The organism is Aestuariivivens sediminis (assembly GCF_022662105.1).
Classification (GTDB): Bacteria; Bacteroidota; Bacteroidia; order Flavobacteriales; family Flavobacteriaceae; genus Aestuariivivens; species Aestuariivivens sediminis.
The window spans coordinates 499,839-520,378 of record NZ_JAKMCP010000002.1 but is presented as its reverse complement, the minus strand read 5'-3'; the positions used below and the strand labels follow the sequence as shown (position 1 = coordinate 520,378).

Here is a 20,540-nt window from a genome sequence, read left to right as displayed (position 1 = left end):
AAAGGGCTAACAATGATTACAGATGAAACATGGCTGAACAGAATCGAGTTAAAGCAAAAAAGCATTTAGGGCAACATTTTTTAAAAGATGAAAACATAGCCCGTAAAATAGCGGATAGCTTAACCTTAAAAGGGTACAAAAATGTATTGGAAATCGGGCCGGGGATGGGTGTCCTTACAAAGTATCTGTTGGAAAAGAAGCTTGAGACTTTTGTCATCGAGATCGATACGGAATCGGTGGAATATCTGAAAACCAATTACCTCCATTTGGCCCCCCGAATTATCGAACAGGATTTTTTAAAGTTCGACTTGAATCTTATTTTTAAAGAGGAATCCTTTGCCATTATCGGGAATTTCCCATACAATATTTCTACTCAAATTGTTTTTAAAGTATTGGATATGCGTGATCAAATCCCGGAATTTTCCGGGATGTTTCAAAAGGAGGTGGCACAGCGGATTTGCTCGAAAGAAGGGAATAAAGTATACGGCATTCTCTCCGTGTTGACCCAGGCATTTTACCATGCAGAATATTTGTTTACTGTACCCCCAGGCGTATTCAATCCACCGCCTAAAGTAGATTCAGGCGTATTAAGACTTGTCAGAAAAAAGGATTTTACCTTGGCATGTAATGAAGTACTGTTCTTTAAAGTAGTAAAAACGGCCTTTGGGCAACGCCGGAAAACGCTTCGTAACAGTTTAAAAACATTCAATTTAACCGATAATTTAAAAGCAAATAGTATATTTGGCATGCGTCCGGAACAATTAAGCGTGCAGCGGTTTATTGAATTAACACGATTAATTGAAAATGATAAAAGTTAAAGAGATGTGCTCCAAACACCTATTTTCTGGTTACGTGCATGGGGTTGGTCAGGAATAGAGAAGTTTAAACTTATGTCTGAAGAAAAAGAAAACATACAATTTGAATTGACCGATGAACTTCTAGACGACGTTAAGGGACTTATTGAATCGAGAGAAGACAGGGAACTTAAAAAGCGTTTAGATGAATTTCATTACGCGGACATTGCTGAAATTCTAGATGAACTCGATCTGGAAGAAGCCATCTATATTATTAAATTATTGGATTCTGAGACCACCTCCGATGTGATAATGGAACTCGATGAAGACAATCGGGAAAAGGTTTTAAGAAATTTATCAGATAAGGAGATTGCAGAAGAAATTGAGGAACTTGACACGGATGATGCCGCCGATATAATAGCCGAATTACCGGAAGATCGTCAGCAATATGTGATCTCCCAAATTGAAGACGAAGAACATAAAGCAGAGATTAAAGAGCTCCTGGCGTACGATGAGGATACAGCAGGAGGCCTTATGGCTAAAGAGTTGGTAAAGGTGTATGAGACCTGGACGGTGGCAGGCTGTTTAAGGCGTATTAGAGGACAGGCCAAGGAAGTAACACGCGTGCATTCCATTTACGTCGTGAATAAACAGGAAAAATTAATTGGACGTCTTTCTTTAAAGGACTTGATTGTTGCTAAAAGTGAACAGAAAATAGCAGATATCTACATTTCAAACGTGGATTATGTAAATGTCAATGAAGAGGCCGAAGAAGTGGCCAAAGTGATGTCCAAATACGACTTGGAAGCCATCCCTGTGGTGGATGATAATTTAGTGCTTTTAGGACGGATTACCATTGATGATATTGTCGATGTCTTAAAGGAAGAAGCCGATAAGGATTACCAACTGGCCGCTGGTATCACAGGGGATGTTGATTCAGACGATAGTATCCTTGATCTAACCAGGGCGCGGTTGCCGTGGTTGTTTTTAGGTTTAGTAGGCGGTGTCGGGGCATTTTTAATTATGGAGGGCTTTCAAGAAGCCTTCAACAAATATGCGGTTCTCTTCTTTTTTACACCCCTTATTGCGGCAATGGCAGGAAATGTTGGTGTTCAGTCCAGTGCCATAATTGTACAAGGATTGGCTAATGATGATGTTAAAGGGAGTATCAATGGCCGATTGCTAAAAGAAATGTTCCTTGCAGCATTAAATGGGCTAATATTAGCCGTATTTCTTTTTCTCTTTGTTTGGTTCTCTAAAGGAGAAAAGAGTACCGCCTTGGCTATTTCCTTATCCTTGGTAGTTGTTATTATTGTAGCTGGTCTTATTGGAACTTTTGTCCCCTTGTTTTTGGATAAACGCGGTATAGATCCCGCTATAGCAACCGGACCCTTCATCACTACCAGTAACGATATTTTTGGTATTCTTATTTATTTTTGGATTGCCAAACTTATTCTGGGGATTTAATAGTTTGATATTATTTATGGGGATCTTTTCACGTTTCTACGTTGTCATGCAATAAGAATCCAAAAATCAAAAAAGGCCTCATGTAAATCCAAAAACAGTGTAATTTTATGGTCAATTAAGAAAAAATGAAAATCCTGCACCTTGATACCAACCACGAGCTTTTAAAGAATCAGCTGAATGATTTGGGGTTTACCAATCATGAGGATTTTACAACACCAAAGGAAGCTATAGAATCCAAAATAAAGGATTATGATGGGATTATTATCCGAAGCCGATTTACTATAGATAAACAATTTTTAGATGCCGCCGTTAATCTTAAATTTATAGGTCGTGTAGGTGCCGGGTTAGAAAACATAGACGAAGACTATGCCCAACAAAAGGGCGTGTATTTGATTTCAGCGCCAGAAGGGAACCGCAATGCCGTAGGGGAGCATACTTTAGGCATGATATTGTCCCTTTTTAATAAGTTCAATAAGGCCAACAGCGAGATCAAACAGGGGAAATGGCTGCGTGAAGATAATCGTGGTGTTGAGCTCGACGGCAAAACCATAGGGATTATAGGCTATGGTAATATGGGCAAAGCCTTCGCTAGAAAACTACGGGGATTCGATGTTGAGGTATTGTGTTATGACATTAAGGAGGATGTAGGGGATGCATGCGCCAGACAAGTGAGCTTGACGGAATTTCAAGAACGCGTGGATGTGGTTAGTTTACACACGCCACAAACCCCACAAACCCTGAATATGATAAATGAAAGGTTTATCAATGCATTTCAAAAGCCATTTTGGTTTATGAATACGGCACGAGGGAAAAATGTGGTGACAGCCGATTTAGTAAGGGCCTTAAAATCCGGAAAAGTTTTAGGGGCGGGCCTGGATGTCTTGGAATATGAAAATGCATCTTTTGAAAGTTTATTTACCTCAGAATTGCCTGATGCCTTTCAATATCTCATAGAAGCTGAACAGGTTTTACTTACACCACATGTAGCTGGTTGGACTGTTGAAAGCAAGGTAAAATTAGCCCAAACGATAGTGGACAAAATAAAAGCGAAATTTTGTTAACTTCCAGTCATGAAGAATGATAAAGCCCTAATTGGACTTTTTCAAGGGATGTTTGATCAAAATAGAGTAACTTTTAATCCTGGTTGGGACGAAAGCGGCACTCGCTTGGAGGCATTCACCGATGTTAGGGATATTCAAAGACAGCTCAAGCAACATGCCATAAAACTGGAAAGGGAATGCGATGAAAAGACCTCGGGGCCAACAAGTATGGTATTATATGATCCCGATGGCAATACCATTTTAATCGATCAGCATGTTTAAAAAAAACGATATGACATGAAAACCACAATGATAAGATACGGGATTTTTGGAGGGTTAACAGGATTTGTAATTTTTTTGTCCCATTTAACCTTTGCAAAATACCTGAGTCATACTATTCTGGAACTGTTTGGATACATCTCCATATTGCTCTCTTTATCGTTTATATATTTTGCAATGAAACACTATCGAGATAATGTCAACGGAGGAATAATTTCTTTAGGGAAGGCAGTATGGATTGGGGTTCTTATCTCGTTACTCGTGGGAATGGGAATCGGAATGGCCGATTTTATCTACACCCGATTCTTAAACCCCAATTTTTATGTGGACTATGCACAAATGCTTATCGCTGAAGGACGAGAAGATGAGGTTTTTGAAATGACCAGTATATGGGGAGCACTTTTTATGGTGGCCTTGGTAGTGGTTATTGGGTTTATGATATCGTTAATAGCAGCATTAATCTTACGTCGGGATAAAAAATAAATTAGGAATAACTTGTGAAATACGAAGCTTCAACACCAGAAGAGTATATCGATAAAATTCCTGAGGATAGAAGAGAAGCCATGCGAAAACTGCGAAAGGTCATTCTTAAAAATCTTCCAAAGGGGTTTGAAGAAGGCATAAATTATAATATGATCGGGTATTTTGTCCCGCATTCGGTATATCCCAAAGGATATCACTGTAATCCTAAATTACCGCTACCATTTTTAAATATAGCCTCGCAAAAAAATGGGATAACCTTGTATCACATGGCCTTATATGCCAGAGCAGATTTAAGGAGCTGGTTTGTTAACACCTATAAAAAAATGGCGTCTCACAATGTGGATATGGGAAAAGGATGTATACGATTTAAAAAAGTCGAGGCTATTCCATTGGATTTAATTGGGGAATTGGTTCGTAAAATATCAGTGGAGGAATGGGTTTCATATTATGAAATGTCCATAAAGAAATAAAACATAATTACAGACGAAAACGGGAGTCACTGGAATTGGAGGGCTGTTTTTTAAATGCACCGATCCAAGAGCTACAAAAGCATTGGTATAAATAACATTTGGGATTTGATGCCAACTATTTTGCACCTTCCCATAAGGACTTCATGGTTAATTATCGGGTTGCCAATTTAGAAGCTTTACTTGAAGTTTTAAAAGAAGAGATGTGACTATTGTAGGAGAGATGGAAACCTACGACTATGGTAAATTTGGCTGGATTTTAGATAATGATGAGCATAAAATTGCATTGTGGGAACCTGCAGATAAAGCTTTTTTGTAACTTGCGCGTTTCAAAACCCGACTATTGTCTTACTTCGAAATAATTCAATCGTATAATTTAACTGCATTACAATGGATGGCCATAGGATTTGCAGTTTTTTTATTGGGTTTATCCAAAGCCGGTGTTAAAGGTATTGGAATAATTATTGTCATTATCCTGGCCTTTGTGTTTGGAGAAAAAGCGTCGACCGGGGTATTATTACCTATGCTTATCGCAGCAGATATTTTTGCCGTTGTATATTATAACAGACATACCCAATGGGTCTATATAAAAAAACTTTTACCATGGATGGTTGTTGGGGTCTTAGTTGGAGTTTGGGTTGGGAATGATATTTCAGAAGTCATTTTTAAACGGATCATGGCACTCATTATTATTGGATCGGTCCTAATTATGGCTTTTACGGAAAAACGAAAGACGCTGGTATTGCCTAAACATATAGCCTTTTCAGGTACTACGGGATTTTTAGCCGGATTTACCACCATGATTGGTAATTTAGCCGGACCCATTTCCAATATTTATTTTCTTGCTACCCGTTTACCAAAAAATGAATTTATAGGGACGGCTGCCTGGTTGTTTTTTATAATCAATGTATTTAAACTTCCTTTTCATTTTTTTGTATGGCATACCGTAAGTAAGGAGAGTTTAATTTTAAATGCCACTTTGATTCCGGTTGTCATTTTTGGATTTTTTATAGGAGCCGCCGTTGTAAAGCTTATTTCAAATTTAAATTACCGGCGTTTTATTTTGTTTGTAACCGCTTTGGGAGGTATTTTAATGTTGTTTAGGTAATAGTGATATTTTTTTTGTTAAATTTAAACCACTAAAATTCAACTAAGATGTCAGATGATAAAAATTTAAACGATAAGTTCGACGAGGCAAAAGAAAAAGCGAATGAATTTGCACAGGAGGCTAAGGAATCGGCTTCAGAATTTGCCGAAAGTGCCAAGGAAACCATTAATTCTGGTGAAAATAAAAAAGTATTGGCAGGGGTATTAGCCATTCTGTTAGGGCCATTGGGCATTCATAAATTTATTCTAGGCTATAATAGAGAAGGGATTATTCTTTTGGTAGTCACGTTTGTGCTGGGTTTTGTTACCTGCGGATTGGGAGCCGGAATTACAGGCCTTATTGGTCTTATAGAAGGCATTATTTACCTTACAAAGAGTGATGAAGAATTTTATAATACGTATCAGGTAGGTAAAAAGCCATGGTTTTAATTCGAAAATAGTTAAAAAAGTCAAAAAATTTGCTTTTGACTTTTTTAATTGAATTTATTATCGTAATATTGCAATATAAAAATAATAAAAACAGTCATGGGAATTACTAAATCACAAATCTTCACGGAAAGTCAAAACGATTTGGCGCATTTTTTCAAAGTATTGGGACACCCCGCCAGGGTAGCTATTTTGCAACATATAAGCGTGCAAAACGCTTGTATTTGTAATGATTTGGTTGAAGAAATAGGTTTGGCACAAGCCACTATTTCACAACATCTAAAAGAACTTAAAAGCATAGGTCTTCTTGATGGTGAAGTGGAGGGGAAGAGTATGTGTTATTGCATAAACATGGATAGATGGAACACTATCCAGGAACAATTGAATCTATTTTTTAACACTACTAAATCCAATTGTTGTTAGCATGAATCTTAAAGTAATTAGTATGACTTAAGAGTGATTAAAACCATAAAATTTAAAAAAATGAAACAAATTAGTAAACCAAAATGGGCACGCAAAGTGTCATCACCAAATTTTAACAGATTAAATGCCAACGGTAAATGCTGCATAAAAAATTACCATACGGAAATTGGATATTTTGAAGCGATGACCTTGGTTAAATAACTTAAAACATCAGAAAATGAAAACACAAGAGTTTATTACCCTATTAGAACGCAACAAGGATAAAGATCTGTTGTTTGAATATGCACCAAATCTACTTGTAGGAGCTAATTATCATATCACAGAAGTTAAGCATGTTACCATAGACTCCGTGGATTGTGGGGCACAGACCGATGCCTGGCAAGAAACCGTAATTCAGCTTTGGGAAAGTCCCGATGAATTAGATAAAACTGAATTCATGTCTGTTTACAAAGCCCTGTCCATTTTACAAAGGGTAGAAAAAATGAAAGCGTTTAATTGGACTTCCGAATTGAAGATTGAATATGGTAATGTTCATTTTCATACGGCACAACTGTATGTTAACGATTACGAAATACAAGGCAACAATTTAATATTTAAATTGGCTGTCGAAAAAACAGATTGTAAGGCCAAAACAACTTGTGGAGTAACGGAGTCTAATACATTGGCGAGTTACAATAAACCCGATCAAATGCGTGTTGAAACGGAACCCTGTTGTTCGCCAAATGGGAATTGTTGTTAAGATGGGATCCTTCCTGCAAGGAAAGAAGTCCATTAACACCATGTTCCATCCATAAAAAATCTCCCTAATAGGATTAACCATTGAAATTATGATTAACATACTGGTATTATGCACGGGAAATTCCTGCAGAAGCCAAATGGCTCATGGATATTTAAACCAATTTACAGACCCTGAAAAGATCAGGGTCTACAGTGCAGGGATTGAAACCCATGGCATTAACCCTGGTGCGGCGGCAATTATGAAAGAAGATGGTATAAGTATAGATCATCACACTTCAAATCATGTGGATGAATATGTGCATGTCAATTTTGATTATATCGTTACCGTTTGTGACCACGCAAATGAAAACTGTCCATACATCCCAAGTAAAAACGCCATACGATTGCACCATAATTTTTTCGATCCTTCGAAAGTTAAAGGAACTGAAGAAAAAAGACATGAGGCCTTCTTAAGAGCTAGAGCAGAAATTAAGGAGTATTTTAAGCGGTTTGTCGAGGAATATCAATTGGCCTAGGCCCCATTATTTTCAGATAGTTTACGTTCCAATTCAGCTTGAAATTCCTCCATAACGGGTCTCACCGTACTCTCAGGAAGGTCTGCAATTTTTATGTACATTAAACCATCAACAGAGTTATTGAATAGGGGGTCGACATTAAAGGCCACCAGCTTGGCATTTTGTTTAATATACTTTTTTAACAGTACCGGTAAGCGTAGGGCTCCAGGCTCTATTTCATCAATTATTTTATCAAATTTATTGAGATCGGCTTCGGTTTCATCAAAGACAAAATCTTTATCAGCGTCTTTAAGCTTGACTTTAAATTCCTTTTTTGGATGCACATATTGCGCAATGTAGGGATCGTAGTAATGTGATTTCATAAACTCAATCATCAAAGATTTAGAAAAATTGGAAAACTGATTACTAATACTCACCCCGCCTATTAAGTACTTATGGTCAGGATATCTTAAAGTAGTGTGAACAATGCCTTTCCAAAGCAAAAATAAGGGCATAGGTTTTTGCTGATATTCTTTAATAATGAAAGCCCGTCCCATTTCAATGGACTGGCTCATCATTTTATAAAGCTCAGGCTCAAATCGGAATAAATCCTGAAGATAAAAACCATCAATCCCATAGCGCGCAAATATATGCCCGCCAAGTCCCATGCGATAGGCCCCAACAATCAGCTGACGTTCATTATCCCATAAAAACATATGGTGGTAATACCTGTCAAAGGTATCTAAATCGATGGCCTCATTGGTGCCTTCACCAACTTCCCGAAAGGTAATTTCCCGGAGTCTTCCAATTTCATGCAAAACATTTGGAATGGAAGCTGCTTCAGCCAAAAACACTTCATAGTTTTTACTCACCAATAACCGACAATCTTTTTCTCGCAGAACCTCTACTTCAGCGATCATAGCATTACCATCTACGGGAGTAACAATATTTTTCGGGAGCCTTGGGGTCTTTAGCGTCGATGATATATTTTCAAGAATCTTGGGTTTATCCTCAAAAGCATTCGAAAGCATATAGGTTTTTCTACGAATAAAATTTGAAAAATCTTCGAGGTTCCCATATTCCATCTGATCAGCTATACCAATTGGTTTACCTACTCTAACTTTAATGGTCCTACGTTTTTGCGTTAATAATTCCGAAGGCAGTTTAGCGGTCCTGAAGGTGTCACTTATTTTGGACAGTTTATAAAATAACTTACTGTTCTTTGCATGAAAATAAATAGGTACAATAGGAACTTCGGCTTTTTTAATGAGTTTGATTGCAGCTTCTTCCCAAGGTCTGTCAACAACAAGCTTACCATCTCTGTAGGTTGAGACCTCGCCAGCCGGGAAAATTCCAAGGGGATGCCCATCCCGTAGGTGTAATAACGAATTTTTGAATCCTGTAACACTGGATTTCACTTCCTTTCGATCCTCAAACGGGTTTACCGGCATAATATAGGGCATTAATGGCTCTATACGATGCAGTAAAAAATTGGCAATGATTTTAAAGTCCTTACGTTGTTCCAACATTAACTTTAAAAGCAGTATCCCATCAATACCACCTAACGGATGATTGGAGACCGTAATGTAGGCGCCATCTTTGGGTAAGCGCTTTAGATCTTCTTCCGGAATTTCAAATTTTATTTGAAAATCATCTAGAATTCCATTGAGAAAGTCCAAATCAGTTAAATGTTTATTACTTCGGTAAATTTTATTGAGGGTGGATATTTTAAGGAGCTTCATTAAAATCCAACCAATAAAAGTACCTAGAACTCCATATTTGTCCATTTGGATGGCCTTGGCAACTTCTTTAGCTGATACGAGTCCAGAATGTTGTGGTTTGGTCATGAGCGTAAATGTACTAAATAAACTATTTAGTTACTACTTGAACGGTTTCTGGTGTTAATTGTTTTAACAACACCGTTTTATCGGTTTCAATTTGAGCTATGGTTTTATGGTCGTAATGTCTTATGGTGTAGAGGGACACATTTTCATAATAGGTGACTTTAAATTTTGCTCTCAATTGATGCACGAGGATATCGAGATTATTATAAATATTATCGACGCAAACCGAAAAACTAATCGCCGAATTCTGAATGACATCCACCTTCATTTTATACAAGTGCAACAGACTAAAAATTTCACTGATGTTCTCTTCGACGATATAGGAAAAATCTAAGGAGGACAAGCTAATTAGAACCTGATTTTTTTTAACGATACAACATGGTGTCCATGGTTCCAAAACCATATCTTTATATATTTTTGTGCCTGGAGCGGTCGGGTTTAAAAAGGATTTAACATATAACGGGATTTCCTTTCGCTGCAAAGGTTGTAGGGTTTTTGGGTGGATAACCGATGCCCCGTAAAACGCCAATTCAATAGCTTCACGGTACGATATTTTATGGAGTAATCGAGCATTTTCGAAATAACGTGGATCTGCACTTAAAACACCGGGAACGTCTTTCCAAATCGTAACATTTTTGGCATTGAGGCAATAGGCAAATATGGCAGCAGTGTAGTCGCTACCCTCCCTGCCCAGGCTTGTCGAAAAGTTATTGGGATCGCTTCCCAAAAAACCCTGGGTAATATTTAAAGTGGAGGTATCGAGTTTTGATCCTATTAAACGCTGTGTCGCCTCCCAATCTACATTCGCACGACGGTAAAAGGTATCTGTTTTTATCAACTCCCTCACATCAATCCAGTTGTTTTTAATCCCGATACTGTTTAGGTATTCGCTTATAATGGTTGTAGAAATCAATTCGCCATAGCCGATCACTTGATCGTAAACAAAATTATAATCAGGCGATTTGTTTGCGTTCAAAACGGCATTTAATTCGGTAAAAAAGGCTTTAACTTTTTTGAAGGCCAAATGGTTCTCATTGTCAAATAGTTCTAAGAGAATTTCGTTATGATACTTCTTTACATCCTGAAGGGCACTTTGAAGCTCGGGCTTATTGTTGAAGTAATTTTCTATGACCACTTCCAAGGCATTAGTAGTTTTACCCATGGCGGATACGACTACCAATAGCCTATCATAACCTGTGGTCTGTAATACGGATGCTAGATTTTTTACCCCGTCGGCATCTTTTATCGAAGCCCCACCAAATTTGAATATTTGCATGGATTGTTTTATGGATTAAAATGTTATTGGATATAAGTTACATTGAGCAATCCAAAACCCAATAACATAATGCTTAATTTCTATTAAGTTTTGCGACATAATTTTTTATCCCGTTTTCATCTAAATGGACAACATCCCATTCCCGCATAACTATTGCGCCTTTGCTTTCATAAAATGTAATGGCCGGTTCATTCCAATCCAATACTTCCCAATTTACACGTTTAACACCTCTAGAATGGGCATAGGTTATAACTTCATCTAGTAAAGCCGTTCCAAGTCCGATACCACGCATGGCCTCGCTAACAATTAAATCCTCTAAATGAATGGCCTTGCCTTTCCAGGTGGAATACCGATTATAAATTAAAGCAATACCCTCAATTTTAGAATTAACTTCCGCAACAAAACAATGGAATGCCGGGGGCTCCCCATAACCATCATTTTGTAAATCTTCAACAGTAACTTCTACGGCATCCGGTTCTTTTTCAAAAACCGCCAGCTCCTTTATTAGGTCAAGAACAGCAGGCATGTCCTTTTTAGTGGCATTTCTTATCGTGTAATCCATAGGTGTGGTAATAATTCAAAAATACATGATTTTTTCATTAGAAAATTCATAAAAAAAAATTGAAAAATAAAATAACATGGTGAGGCGCACACCCCATTTATATTTAAAGTTTGTTTCTTCTTCAGGTAATTTTTTTTTTGATGTAATAACACATTTAGTATCAGGGGTTAAAACTAACTAATTATTGGGACTATTAATATCCAAAAACATTGTAGTTGGTTAAAATTTATAAGATATTTGTAGCTAAAACTTCTTCCATGACTTATAAAAAACAAACTTTAGGTGAATTTATTATTGAAAATCAAGCCTCCTTCAAGTATTCATCTGGAGAGCTCTCCAGTTTACTTAATTCCATTCGTCTAGCAGCAAAAGTGGTAAACCACGAAGTGAATAAAGCGGGTTTAGTTGATATTTTGGGGGATTATGGGGATACCAATATACAAGGTGAAAACCAGCAAAAGCTTGATGTTTATGCCAATGAGAAATTTATTCAAACCCTTACTAAAAGAAATATTGTTTGTGGAATTGCCAGTGAAGAAGAGGATGATTTTATTACGATTAACAGCCAGGATGAAAACCATCAAAATAAATATGTCGTATTAATAGATCCCCTGGATGGTTCAACAAATATCGACGTCAATGTATCGGTGGGGACTATTTTTTCTATATACAGACGGGTTACACCTATAGGTACACCGGTAAAGCTTGAGGATTTTCTGCAAAAAGGCAGCCGGCAGGTGGCGGCAGGATATGTGGTTTACGGGACGTCGACCATGCTCGTTTATACCACGGGTGATGGTGTTAATGGTTTTACCCTTAATCCGGCTATAGGGTCATTTTATTTATCGCATCCCGATATGCTATTTCCCATGGATGGCCATATATATTCGGTTAATGAAGGTAACTACATCCATTTCCCACAGGGGATTAAAAATTATATTAAATATTGTCAAATGGAAGAGGAAGACAGACCCTACACCTCACGTTATATCGGGTCATTAGTTTCAGACTTCCATAGAAATATGATTAAAGGCGGGATATATTTATATCCGCAAAGCTCCAAGAATCCAAATGGTAAATTGCGTTTGTTGTATGAGTGTAACCCCATGGCCTTTTTGGCCGAACAAGCCCATGGAAAGGCGAGTGATGGGTTTACTCGTATTATGGATATTGAACCTACAGAATTACACCAACGCGTACCCTTTATTTGTGGGAGTAAAAATATGGTCGAAAAGGCCGAAGAATTTATGCAATCCAGCCGCTAGTGGAATAATCGATCTGGTTTTAGAACATAATAAAGAGGGACGTGTTGCATCATGATACCTGAACCCTTTAAATAAATTATGCATCATGTTTTATATTGGCTTTTATCCATTGGGTACAAGCCTTAAAATTGTCGAACAGATGTTCTTTGGGAATAAGATCGGGGATAATATCAATACGCTCCATCATGTAACGTGGTTGTTTTAACAACCCTACAATGAGCACGGTAATACCGGATTTTTCGAGATCAACCAAGACATCTTCCAAGGCATATAATCCGGATTGATCCATATATTGCATGCGCCCGGCTCTTATGATTACGGCTTTGGCTGTATTCGGAATTTGTTTGGCAAGCTGCTGAAAATCACTGGTAGATCCAAAAAATAAAGGGCCTTTAATATGTTTGATGAAGACGTCTTCTTTTAAGTTTTCGGGAAAGTTAAGCTCATCGGCCCAGGCCTTTTCCTTAATTGGTTTAACATCTGATCTTTCCGCCGTGAGGTCACCTAACTTTTTCATAAACATTAATGAGGCAATTACTAAACCAATACCAACGGCATATACTAAATTCCAAAACGTAGACAGCAACAGAACGGTAAGCATAACCATGACTTCAGAACTTAACTTAATAGGGCCAAGTTTCAAATCGCGCGGTAAACTTGGTATGGCTTTTAATCCTTTATAGTCCATAACACCAATACCCACAGTAATTAAAATTCCGGCCAGAACGCCTGCAGGAATTTTAGAGGCAATCGGTCCCAAACCCAGAAGGATGATGAGCAACATAATTCCTGCAATCATCCCGGATAATTTGGTCCTTCCTCCAGAGCTAATGTTTACTACCGTTCTAATGGTAGCGCCAGCCCCCGGAATACCACCAAATACGGCTGCAATACTATTTCCAATACCTTGACCAACTAATTCTTTATTGGGTTTATGCTTGGTTTTGGTCATGTTATCCGCAACCACACTGGTTAAGAGCGAATCAATAGCGCCCAGCAAGGCTAAGGTTAATGCCGTAAATATGTAAGGGGTTAGGCTCCCCAAGTTAAAATGGGTGAAGATGTCCAGATTTGGAATAGGGAAACCACTCGGGATCTCTTCAATAGGCCTGTAATTTAATCCAAAACCAACGGCAATACCGGACATGACCACCAGTGCCACGAGGGTACTTGGAACCGCTTTTGTAATGCGCTTAAAACCGTATATAATTATTATGGTGCCTATGGCTAAAATAAGTTCAAGCCAGTTGATATTTTGGAGTGCACGAGGTAATACTTTGAGTGCGCCATAGGCGCCCGAGGCATCCTTTGCAGCCAGGGTCTGGGATTCTTTTAAAATATCTGCTGCTGATGTTAGTTCAGCACGACCTATGGTTTCTTTAAAATTTTCTAAAACCAATATGCCTTCTCCTGCTTCTTCTTTGAGTATGTTTTCAAGAATAACTTCTTCGGCTTGTGGTTTAAACTGATTCACAAACTCGGCATCTTCCTTGGGATAATAGCCTAAGGAGGGTAAAATTTGAGTGAGAATAATGATGACACCAATGGCGGTCATAAACCCTGAAACTACAGGATAAGGGATGTAGCGGATATATTTTCCAAGGCCCAATATGCCTAAACCAATTTGCATTAATCCTGCTAATAGAAAAACGGTGAGTATAATAGGGAGGGCTTTATTAATATCGCCATCGTTACCCGCGATAATTCCGGCGATAACCACCATACTAACTGCCGTCATGGGAGCTGTTGGTCCTGAAATTTGTGTATCGGTTCCACCAAACAAAGCGGCAAAAAAGCTGATAAAGATAGCGCCATAAAGTCCAGCCGTAGGACCTAATCCGGATGATACCCCAAAAGCCAGGGCAAGGGGTAGGGCCACAATACCGGCAGTTATTCCTCCAAAAGCATCTCCTTTAATATTTGAAAACAAATTCCTCATGATTAATACCATTAACAGTTATTAAATTTCAACATAAACCAATGCATTGTGCACAAACACTTACCAAAGGACAAAATAAATCTGTGTACTACATTAAAAGTTTACAAATGTAATGATATTCAATTGGTCCCTTCCAGAGGTCTCAAAAAATTGGTTCATGTAACCTATTTCAATTTTTACAGCATCCGAAACTTTATATCCTAAGCCGCCATATAACCGATTCCTATCGAAAACTGAGGATTTCGTATTCAGAAAAATTTCATTGTATGCTGATATGTACAATGGATTTTTACCCGAATCTTTATATTGTAGGGGCAGATTTAGGCCTAAAAAATAACGAAACCGCAATCTAAAATCAGATTCTACAAAGCGTTGTTCAAATCGATAACGGTGATTTAGCTTTACAGGACCAATCTCCTGCTTCGAAATGAACTGTTGAAAAATGCGATGCTCATTAACCGTAACCTTATCGTTTTCATCTATATAATTTTCAGATAGAATATAACCATAGCCTAGTAAAATATCGGATTTATTATTATTAAAACTATAGCCTAATCCCGTGCGCAACAACAACTGTTCTAAATCATCTATGGCATTGTAATTTCTATATTGAACTTCGTTATGGATGTTCCAACCCTTGTTAAGTTTTTTATTTCCAATATAAACCAGCCAATTTCCAAAATTACTATCCTGTCCCAGCATATGGAATGATGGCATAAATATAAATATTAATGCCATCATTACTATTTTCTTTTTCATCTATAGCCTACTTAAAAGATCCGACGCCTTAATAGAAAGTTACTTCTCCCGTTTTAATATCATACATGGCACCAACGATTTTAATCTCGCCCTTTTTTTCCATTTCAGATAGAATAGGACTTTCCTGGTGTATTCTTTTTATGGTAAGATGCACGTTTTTTTCAGAAACATGGTCTACAAAATCAAGGTTGGAGGAATTTCTAAGGCTTTCATCTTTAGGCTCTTCAACGGCATTAACGGCTGGGGTTATTTTTTGGATGAGTTTCGTTAAATTACCCATTTCGGCATGGTCGCATGCCCCCTTTATAGCACCACAACTCGTGTGCCCTAACACGACAATGAGCTTTGTTCCGGCAAGTTTACAAGCGAATTCCATGCTTCCTAGAATATCCTCGTTAACAAAATTACCGGCTATCCTAACACTGAAAATATCACCAAGCCCTTGATCGAATACCAATTCTGCCGAGACTCTGGAGTCAATACAGCTTAATATGGTTGCAAACGGAAACTGTCCATCGCTGGTGTCATTGACCTGTTCTAAAAGATTTCTATTTGCTTTTAGGTTATTTTGGAATCGAACATTACCCTCTTTTAAGAATTGTAATGCCTTATCCGGGGTCATGGTCGCTTGGGTTTCTCTTGTATGTGCTTTCATAATGTGTTTTTTAAGGTAATTAGTGATTAAATACGGTTTAAATTAGGATGCTTTTCCCCAGATAATAATAGGGATACCTCTAAATTATGTATCATTTTTTTAAGGTCCGTTATCATTGGGTTAGTCTTGTTTTTGGTACTTTTCGGTGATCTTTCCAAGAGTAACAAGTTAACATTATTTTTCAACATGTAATTTGAAATATTTTTTATCGTATTATCATTCTGCTCAAATACATATTCATCAACATGTTCAACAGCAGCGTTCCCGGAATGTTTTAATTCGGCTGAATTTTTTATAATCCTAAAGGATTTTAAGGGTTTAGCCGAATGATCGATTAATTCTTTCCCAAACATTAAACGCGATGTAACTTCAGAATTATTGAATAATCCAAGTACAGGCTTTTTATGAGATTCAAATGCATTGTCATTGGCAGAGATCATAATGGTGCCTGAAAAATGTTTTATTACATATTCTGTAATATTATTACCCGGTAAATTAATTGTTTTTTGTTTTCTTTTACCAAGGACAATTATATCGGGTTTACTGCTTTTAATGTACTGTTTTATTTCGTTTTTAATATTCCCATAAGACAAATTGTATTGGATATTGATATCATGATCGACGGAGAGCGGATGAAGCGTGTTCATCATGTCCTTTTTAATATTAAAATGCTCCTGGTTTATAGTACGCATTGCCGTTAACTGGTTGTCCTTATCAACGATTTCAGTCGGTTTTTTAACATAGAGGACATCAATTTCCGCATCAATAATTTTGGCGAGTCCTATGGTATTGTTTAGGACTGCTTTTACGGATTTGCTAAAATCCGCAAGCACTAAAATTTTAAATTTTTTATTTTTCATAATGATTTAACTTAAGCTTAAACTTGATTTAGGTCTTTCATTAAAGAATTGAACAAAACTTGATGGATTTTCTACGATGCCACGTTTAGAAATTAACTTAATATCGATATTCCTTTCTTTTGCTTTAAAGGCAAAATCATCTAAAATCTCAATAATGTCGTTATCTAAATATCTGGTTTTTAAAAGATCAATTTCTAAATAGGTGTTAATGGGTAAACTATCCAATTCCTTTAAAATGGCACCTTTGTTAAAAAATGTCACCTCTTCTGCCAGGGTCATTTTAATTTTATGCTTGCCATTACTCTTATCTTCAATATGTAAGAAATGAGAATTTTGGTAGCTTTTTAATAAAATAACGACAATACCAACGGTCAAACCCAGACCGATGCCCCAGAGTAAATCAATAAAAACAATTCCCAATACCGTTACTGTGAATGGGATGGATTGTTTCCAACCCAAATCGTACATTTTTTTAAATAATTTCGGTTTAGCCAGTTTATATCCTACAACCAGGAGGATTGCTGCTAATACCGATAGGGGAATCATATTTAATAATCTGGGAATTAATATCACCGAAATCAAAAGGAATATACCGTGAATTATGGTGGACATCTTCGATACTCCCCCGGATTGAATATTCGCTGAACTTCTTACTATAACCTGAGTTATCGGTAAGCCACCGATTAACCCGGATAGTATATTCCCCGTGCCCTGTGCTAATAGTTCCCTGTTGGTGGGCGTCACATTTTTATGGGGGTCCAATCGATCCGTAGCTTCTACACACAATAGGGTTTCCAAACTAGCGACCAGCGCAATGGTAAAGGCCACAATCCACACATCCGGATTTAGAATAACCCCAAAATTCGGAAAACTGAATTGCGCCAAAAAAGAACTGGCATCTTCCGGTACGGGAACACTCACCAGGTGCGTTTGCGCAATCGCCAGGGTGTCATTGGTTTTCGTTAAAGCGAAAAAAACGATACCAAGGATTACCGCTACCAACGGCCCTTGAATTAATTGAAAAATCTTGGCTTTTTTAGTCAATACTTTTTCCCAAAGAATTAAAATACCCAAACCAACAAATCCTATTAACATAGAGCCCAAAGTGATATTATTGGCTATTTGAAACAACGTTGAAAATGTATTTTCACTTGATGCCTGAAAGAAGCTGTCTGCGCCTTCCGGTTCGATATCATAACCAAAAAAATGGGGTATTTGCTTTAATATAATAATGATACCAATGCCGGTAAGCATACCTTTGATTACGGATGAAGGAAAGTAATAGCCAATAACTCCAGCTTTTAAAACACCAAAAAGTAATTGGATGGCCCCACCCAATACAACAGCCACCAGAAAATTTTGGTAGCCTCCTAAAGTTCCAATTGCGGTTAAAACGATGGCCGCCAAACCAGCAGCTGGACCACTTACACCAATATTTGACCCACTCAGTCCCCCCACGACAATTCCTCCAACAATTCCTGCAATTAATCCTGAAAATAGTGGTGCCCCACTTGCTAGTGCAATACCTAGACATAAGGGTAATGCAACAAAAAATACGACTATACTCGCTGGCAAGTCATTTTTAATAGTCTTAAACATATAATAAAAGTTAATTTAAATTGAACAAAATAATAATGATAACTTGAGCAACCCGGTAATGTTTAAAAACAGGTTGTTCTAAAAACACAATAAAAATTAACTAAAGTCTGGGGGAGGAGAAATAAGGTTTAAATGTGGTTTCGTATATTTTTTAAAAAAATACACTAATGTATTCTCAGATTCAAAGAGGGTGAAATCGGTTTCGAAGGCGTTTGAGCGTGAAAACAGGACCTCCATGTTTTTGTTTTTTTCACTGCCTTTTTCTTCTTCTTCAGCCAAGGAGTAAAAAATGGAAGTATCAATAGAATCATTGACCATAGAAATGACCGATGGCGCTACAATGAACGCCATGAAAATTACAGTAAAGAATATTGATATTGTTTTTTTATTCATATTGAATAGTTGGTCAAATGCAAATATAACATTTAGCCCGCTTTATTCTGTTAAAAGAACTTTAAAATAACAGTTCCTTCACATATCAAGGGTTTCGAGATCACGTGAGATGTCCATCCCGGACATTCAGATTTCTATGGTTTATAAGAAAAAGGGCTTCTTTCGCCTTGTCATGTTAGCTTCAGAATGGGATTCATTAAATTTTTATAATCCTATCAGATCACCACTTTCATCCTTGGTGGTCAAATCCGATTTACCCATAAGATAGATATCTACTTGTCTTGCGGCTTCACGACCTTCTGAAATGGCCCAAACTATTAAGGATTGTCCACGTCGCATATCGCCGGCAGTAAAAATGTTTGAGATATTAGTTTGGTATTTACCATATTCTGCCTTGTAATTGGATCGCGCATCTCTTTCGATGCCTAATTTTTCGGCAAGTGTACTTTCTGGTCCTGTAAATCCTAATGCCAATAAAGCCAGATCGCATGGCCATATTTTCTCGGTACCTTGAATTTCAACAAGTTGTGGGCGCTCTCCGGGAACGGTCTTCCACTCCACATTAATTGTTTTTAAAGCAGTAAGCTTGCCATGGTCGTCGGAAATAAATTCTTTGGTATTAATTAACCAATTGCGTTCCACACCTTCTTCGTGCGAAGACGATGTTTTCAATTGAAGCGGCCAATACGGCCAAGGGGTGGTAGGTGAGCGATGCCCCGGTGGTTTTGGCATTATTTCAAAATTAGTAACCGATTTGGCCCCTTGACGATTAGAGGTTCCGATACAGTCCGATCCTGTATCGCCACCACCAATGACAATCACATGCTTATCGGTAGCCAACACTTGATCCTTAACCGCCTTACCGAATAGGACCTTAGTCTGTTGGGTTAAAAAGTCCATGGCCTGTACTACACCATCAGCGTCAATTCCGGGAGTTGGTAAGCTGCGTCTTTCAGTAGCTCCTCCACATAACACGATGGCGTCGAAAGTTTTTAGTTGCTCAACATCGTAATTGACCCCAACATTGACATTGGTTTTGAAGGTGATACCCTCTGCTTTCAAGATATCAAGGCGACGATCAATAATTTCCTTTTCCATTTTAAAATTAGGAATGCCATACCTTAACAAACCTCCAATTTCATCGTCGCGTTCAAAAACGGTAACCGTATGACCAGCCCTGTTTAATTGTTGGGCAGCAGCCAGACCGGCGGGACCGGATCCAACTATGGCAATGGTTTTATCCGTTCTTATTTTTGGCGGCTGTGGTTTTATCCAGCCTTCTTGAAAAGCGCGTTCAACAATATTTTTTTCTATATTCTCTATGGATACCGGGTCTTCTATAAGCCCCAATACACAGGATTTTTCGCAGGGTGCCGGGCAAAGTCGACCGGTGAATTCAGGAAAATTGTTGGTGGAATGCAATAGCCATGACGCTTTTTGCCATTCCCCTTGATGCACCATATGGTTGAAATCCGGAATTAAATTTCCTAATGGACAACCACTATGACAAAACGGAATGCCACAATCCATACAACGAGATCCTTGTTTCGTTAATTCGGGTTCGCTTAATGCTACTGTAAATTCTTTATAATGTTTAACACGATCCTCTACGGGCGCGTAGGTTTCATCTTGTCTTTCAAACTCTTTAAATCCTGTTACTTTTCCCATGA

General features: G+C 37.8%; 23 protein-coding genes and 1 pseudogene. 14 read left to right on the top strand and 10 right to left on the bottom strand.

The window, feature by feature from the left end:
- The first annotated feature begins 29 nt into the window (after positions 1-29).
- From rsmA to MR054_RS06540, 13 genes and pseudogenes are all read left to right on the top strand, one after another.
- Positions 30-818: a 16S rRNA (adenine(1518)-N(6)/adenine(1519)-N(6))-dimethyltransferase RsmA gene (gene rsmA / locus MR054_RS06600; protein ID WP_242157067.1), complete on the top strand. Its 789-nt coding sequence runs from the start codon at positions 30-32 to the stop codon at positions 816-818.
- Between the two features lie 72 nt (positions 819-890).
- On the top strand, positions 891-2,261 hold the full coding sequence (gene mgtE / locus MR054_RS06595) for a magnesium transporter (RefSeq protein ID WP_242157066.1): 1,371 nt from the start codon (positions 891-893) through the stop codon (positions 2,259-2,261).
- A 125-nt stretch (positions 2,262-2,386) separates the two neighbouring features.
- Positions 2,387-3,322 carry a 2-hydroxyacid dehydrogenase gene (locus tag MR054_RS06590; RefSeq protein WP_242157065.1) on the top strand — a complete coding sequence of 312 codons (936 nt, stop codon included), beginning with the start codon at positions 2,387-2,389 and terminating at the stop codon, positions 3,320-3,322.
- Positions 3,323-3,331: 9 nt separating this feature from the next.
- Complete coding sequence (locus MR054_RS06585) at positions 3,332-3,583, top strand: VOC family protein (RefSeq protein WP_242157064.1); 252 nt, start codon at positions 3,332-3,334, stop codon at positions 3,581-3,583.
- Between the two features lie 15 nt (positions 3,584-3,598).
- Complete coding sequence (locus tag MR054_RS06580; protein WP_242157063.1) at positions 3,599-4,063, top strand: DUF4199 domain-containing protein; 465 nt, start codon at positions 3,599-3,601, stop codon at positions 4,061-4,063.
- Positions 4,064-4,077: 14 nt separating this feature from the next.
- Entirely contained in the window at positions 4,078-4,533 is a 456-nt protein-coding gene (locus tag MR054_RS06575; protein WP_242157062.1) for a DUF1801 domain-containing protein, read from the top strand.
- Between the two features lie 34 nt (positions 4,534-4,567).
- A pseudogene (locus MR054_RS06570) lies at positions 4,568-4,849 on the top strand (VOC family protein).
- Positions 4,850-4,873: 24 nt separating this feature from the next.
- The gene (locus MR054_RS06565) at positions 4,874-5,638 is read left to right on the top strand and encodes a sulfite exporter TauE/SafE family protein (protein ID WP_242157061.1); all 765 of its coding nucleotides are present in this window, start codon (positions 4,874-4,876) and stop codon (positions 5,636-5,638) included.
- A 47-nt stretch (positions 5,639-5,685) separates the two neighbouring features.
- Positions 5,686-6,066, top strand: a complete 381-nt coding sequence (locus tag MR054_RS06560; protein WP_242083094.1) for a TM2 domain-containing protein — start codon at positions 5,686-5,688, stop codon at positions 6,064-6,066.
- Between the two features lie 96 nt (positions 6,067-6,162).
- Positions 6,163-6,486 carry an ArsR/SmtB family transcription factor gene (locus MR054_RS06555; protein WP_242083092.1) on the top strand — a complete coding sequence of 108 codons (324 nt, stop codon included), beginning with the start codon at positions 6,163-6,165 and terminating at the stop codon, positions 6,484-6,486.
- Between the two features lie 60 nt (positions 6,487-6,546).
- The gene (locus MR054_RS06550; RefSeq protein WP_242157060.1) at positions 6,547-6,687 is read left to right on the top strand and encodes a hypothetical protein; all 141 of its coding nucleotides are present in this window, start codon (positions 6,547-6,549) and stop codon (positions 6,685-6,687) included.
- Positions 6,688-6,703: 16 nt separating this feature from the next.
- Complete coding sequence (locus MR054_RS06545; protein WP_242083088.1) at positions 6,704-7,225, top strand: DUF6428 family protein; 522 nt, start codon at positions 6,704-6,706, stop codon at positions 7,223-7,225.
- An 88-nt stretch (positions 7,226-7,313) separates the two neighbouring features.
- Positions 7,314-7,739 (top strand): arsenate reductase ArsC, encoded by a 426-nt coding sequence (locus MR054_RS06540; protein WP_242157059.1) that lies wholly within the window; start codon positions 7,314-7,316, stop codon positions 7,737-7,739.
- Here the strand turns inward: MR054_RS06540 and MR054_RS06535 are convergent.
- The 3 genes from MR054_RS06535 to MR054_RS06525 form a co-directional block, all read right to left on the bottom strand.
- Positions 7,736-9,565 (bottom strand): GNAT family N-acyltransferase, encoded by a 1,830-nt coding sequence (locus MR054_RS06535; RefSeq protein ID WP_242083084.1) that lies wholly within the window; start codon positions 9,563-9,565, stop codon positions 7,736-7,738. The genes MR054_RS06540 and MR054_RS06535 overlap by 4 nt on opposite strands.
- A 22-nt stretch (positions 9,566-9,587) precedes the next feature.
- Positions 9,588-10,838 (bottom strand): aspartate kinase, encoded by a 1,251-nt coding sequence (locus tag MR054_RS06530; RefSeq protein WP_242157058.1) that lies wholly within the window; start codon positions 10,836-10,838, stop codon positions 9,588-9,590.
- A gap of 73 nt (positions 10,839-10,911) precedes the next feature.
- Positions 10,912-11,400 (bottom strand): GNAT family N-acetyltransferase, encoded by a 489-nt coding sequence (locus MR054_RS06525; protein ID WP_242157056.1) that lies wholly within the window; start codon positions 11,398-11,400, stop codon positions 10,912-10,914.
- Positions 11,401-11,657: 257 nt separating this feature from the next.
- On the opposite strand from MR054_RS06525, the gene fbp reads away from it, so the two are divergent.
- A complete protein-coding gene (gene fbp / locus MR054_RS06520; protein ID WP_242157055.1) occupies positions 11,658-12,665 on the top strand; it encodes a class 1 fructose-bisphosphatase in 1,008 nt (335 codons plus the stop codon).
- A gap of 76 nt (positions 12,666-12,741) precedes the next feature.
- Here fbp and MR054_RS06515 read toward each other — a convergent pair whose 3' ends face one another.
- The 7 genes from MR054_RS06515 to MR054_RS06485 all read right to left on the bottom strand — a co-directional run bounded on the left by MR054_RS06515 (position 12,742) and on the right by MR054_RS06485 (position 20,538).
- Positions 12,742-14,604: a SulP family inorganic anion transporter gene (locus MR054_RS06515; protein ID WP_242157388.1), complete on the bottom strand. Its 1,863-nt coding sequence runs from the start codon at positions 14,602-14,604 to the stop codon at positions 12,742-12,744.
- Positions 14,605-14,697: 93 nt separating this feature from the next.
- The gene (locus tag MR054_RS06510) at positions 14,698-15,342 is read right to left on the bottom strand and encodes a DUF2490 domain-containing protein (protein ID WP_242157387.1); all 645 of its coding nucleotides are present in this window, start codon (positions 15,340-15,342) and stop codon (positions 14,698-14,700) included.
- Between the two features lie 49 nt (positions 15,343-15,391).
- Positions 15,392-16,018, bottom strand: coding sequence for a carbonic anhydrase family protein (locus MR054_RS06505; RefSeq protein WP_242083074.1), 627 nt, complete (start codon positions 16,016-16,018; stop codon positions 15,392-15,394).
- A gap of 26 nt (positions 16,019-16,044) precedes the next feature.
- A complete protein-coding gene (locus MR054_RS06500) occupies positions 16,045-16,878 on the bottom strand; it encodes a universal stress protein (RefSeq protein WP_242157054.1) in 834 nt (277 codons plus the stop codon).
- A gap of 6 nt (positions 16,879-16,884) precedes the next feature.
- Entirely contained in the window at positions 16,885-18,477 is a 1,593-nt protein-coding gene (locus tag MR054_RS06495) for a SulP family inorganic anion transporter (protein ID WP_242157053.1), read from the bottom strand.
- Positions 18,478-18,573: 96 nt separating this feature from the next.
- Positions 18,574-18,828 (bottom strand): hypothetical protein, encoded by a 255-nt coding sequence (locus tag MR054_RS06490; protein WP_242083068.1) that lies wholly within the window; start codon positions 18,826-18,828, stop codon positions 18,574-18,576.
- A 246-nt stretch (positions 18,829-19,074) separates the two neighbouring features.
- A complete protein-coding gene (locus MR054_RS06485; protein WP_242083066.1) occupies positions 19,075-20,538 on the bottom strand; it encodes a glutamate synthase subunit beta in 1,464 nt (487 codons plus the stop codon).
- Positions 20,539-20,540: the final 2 nt, after the last annotated feature.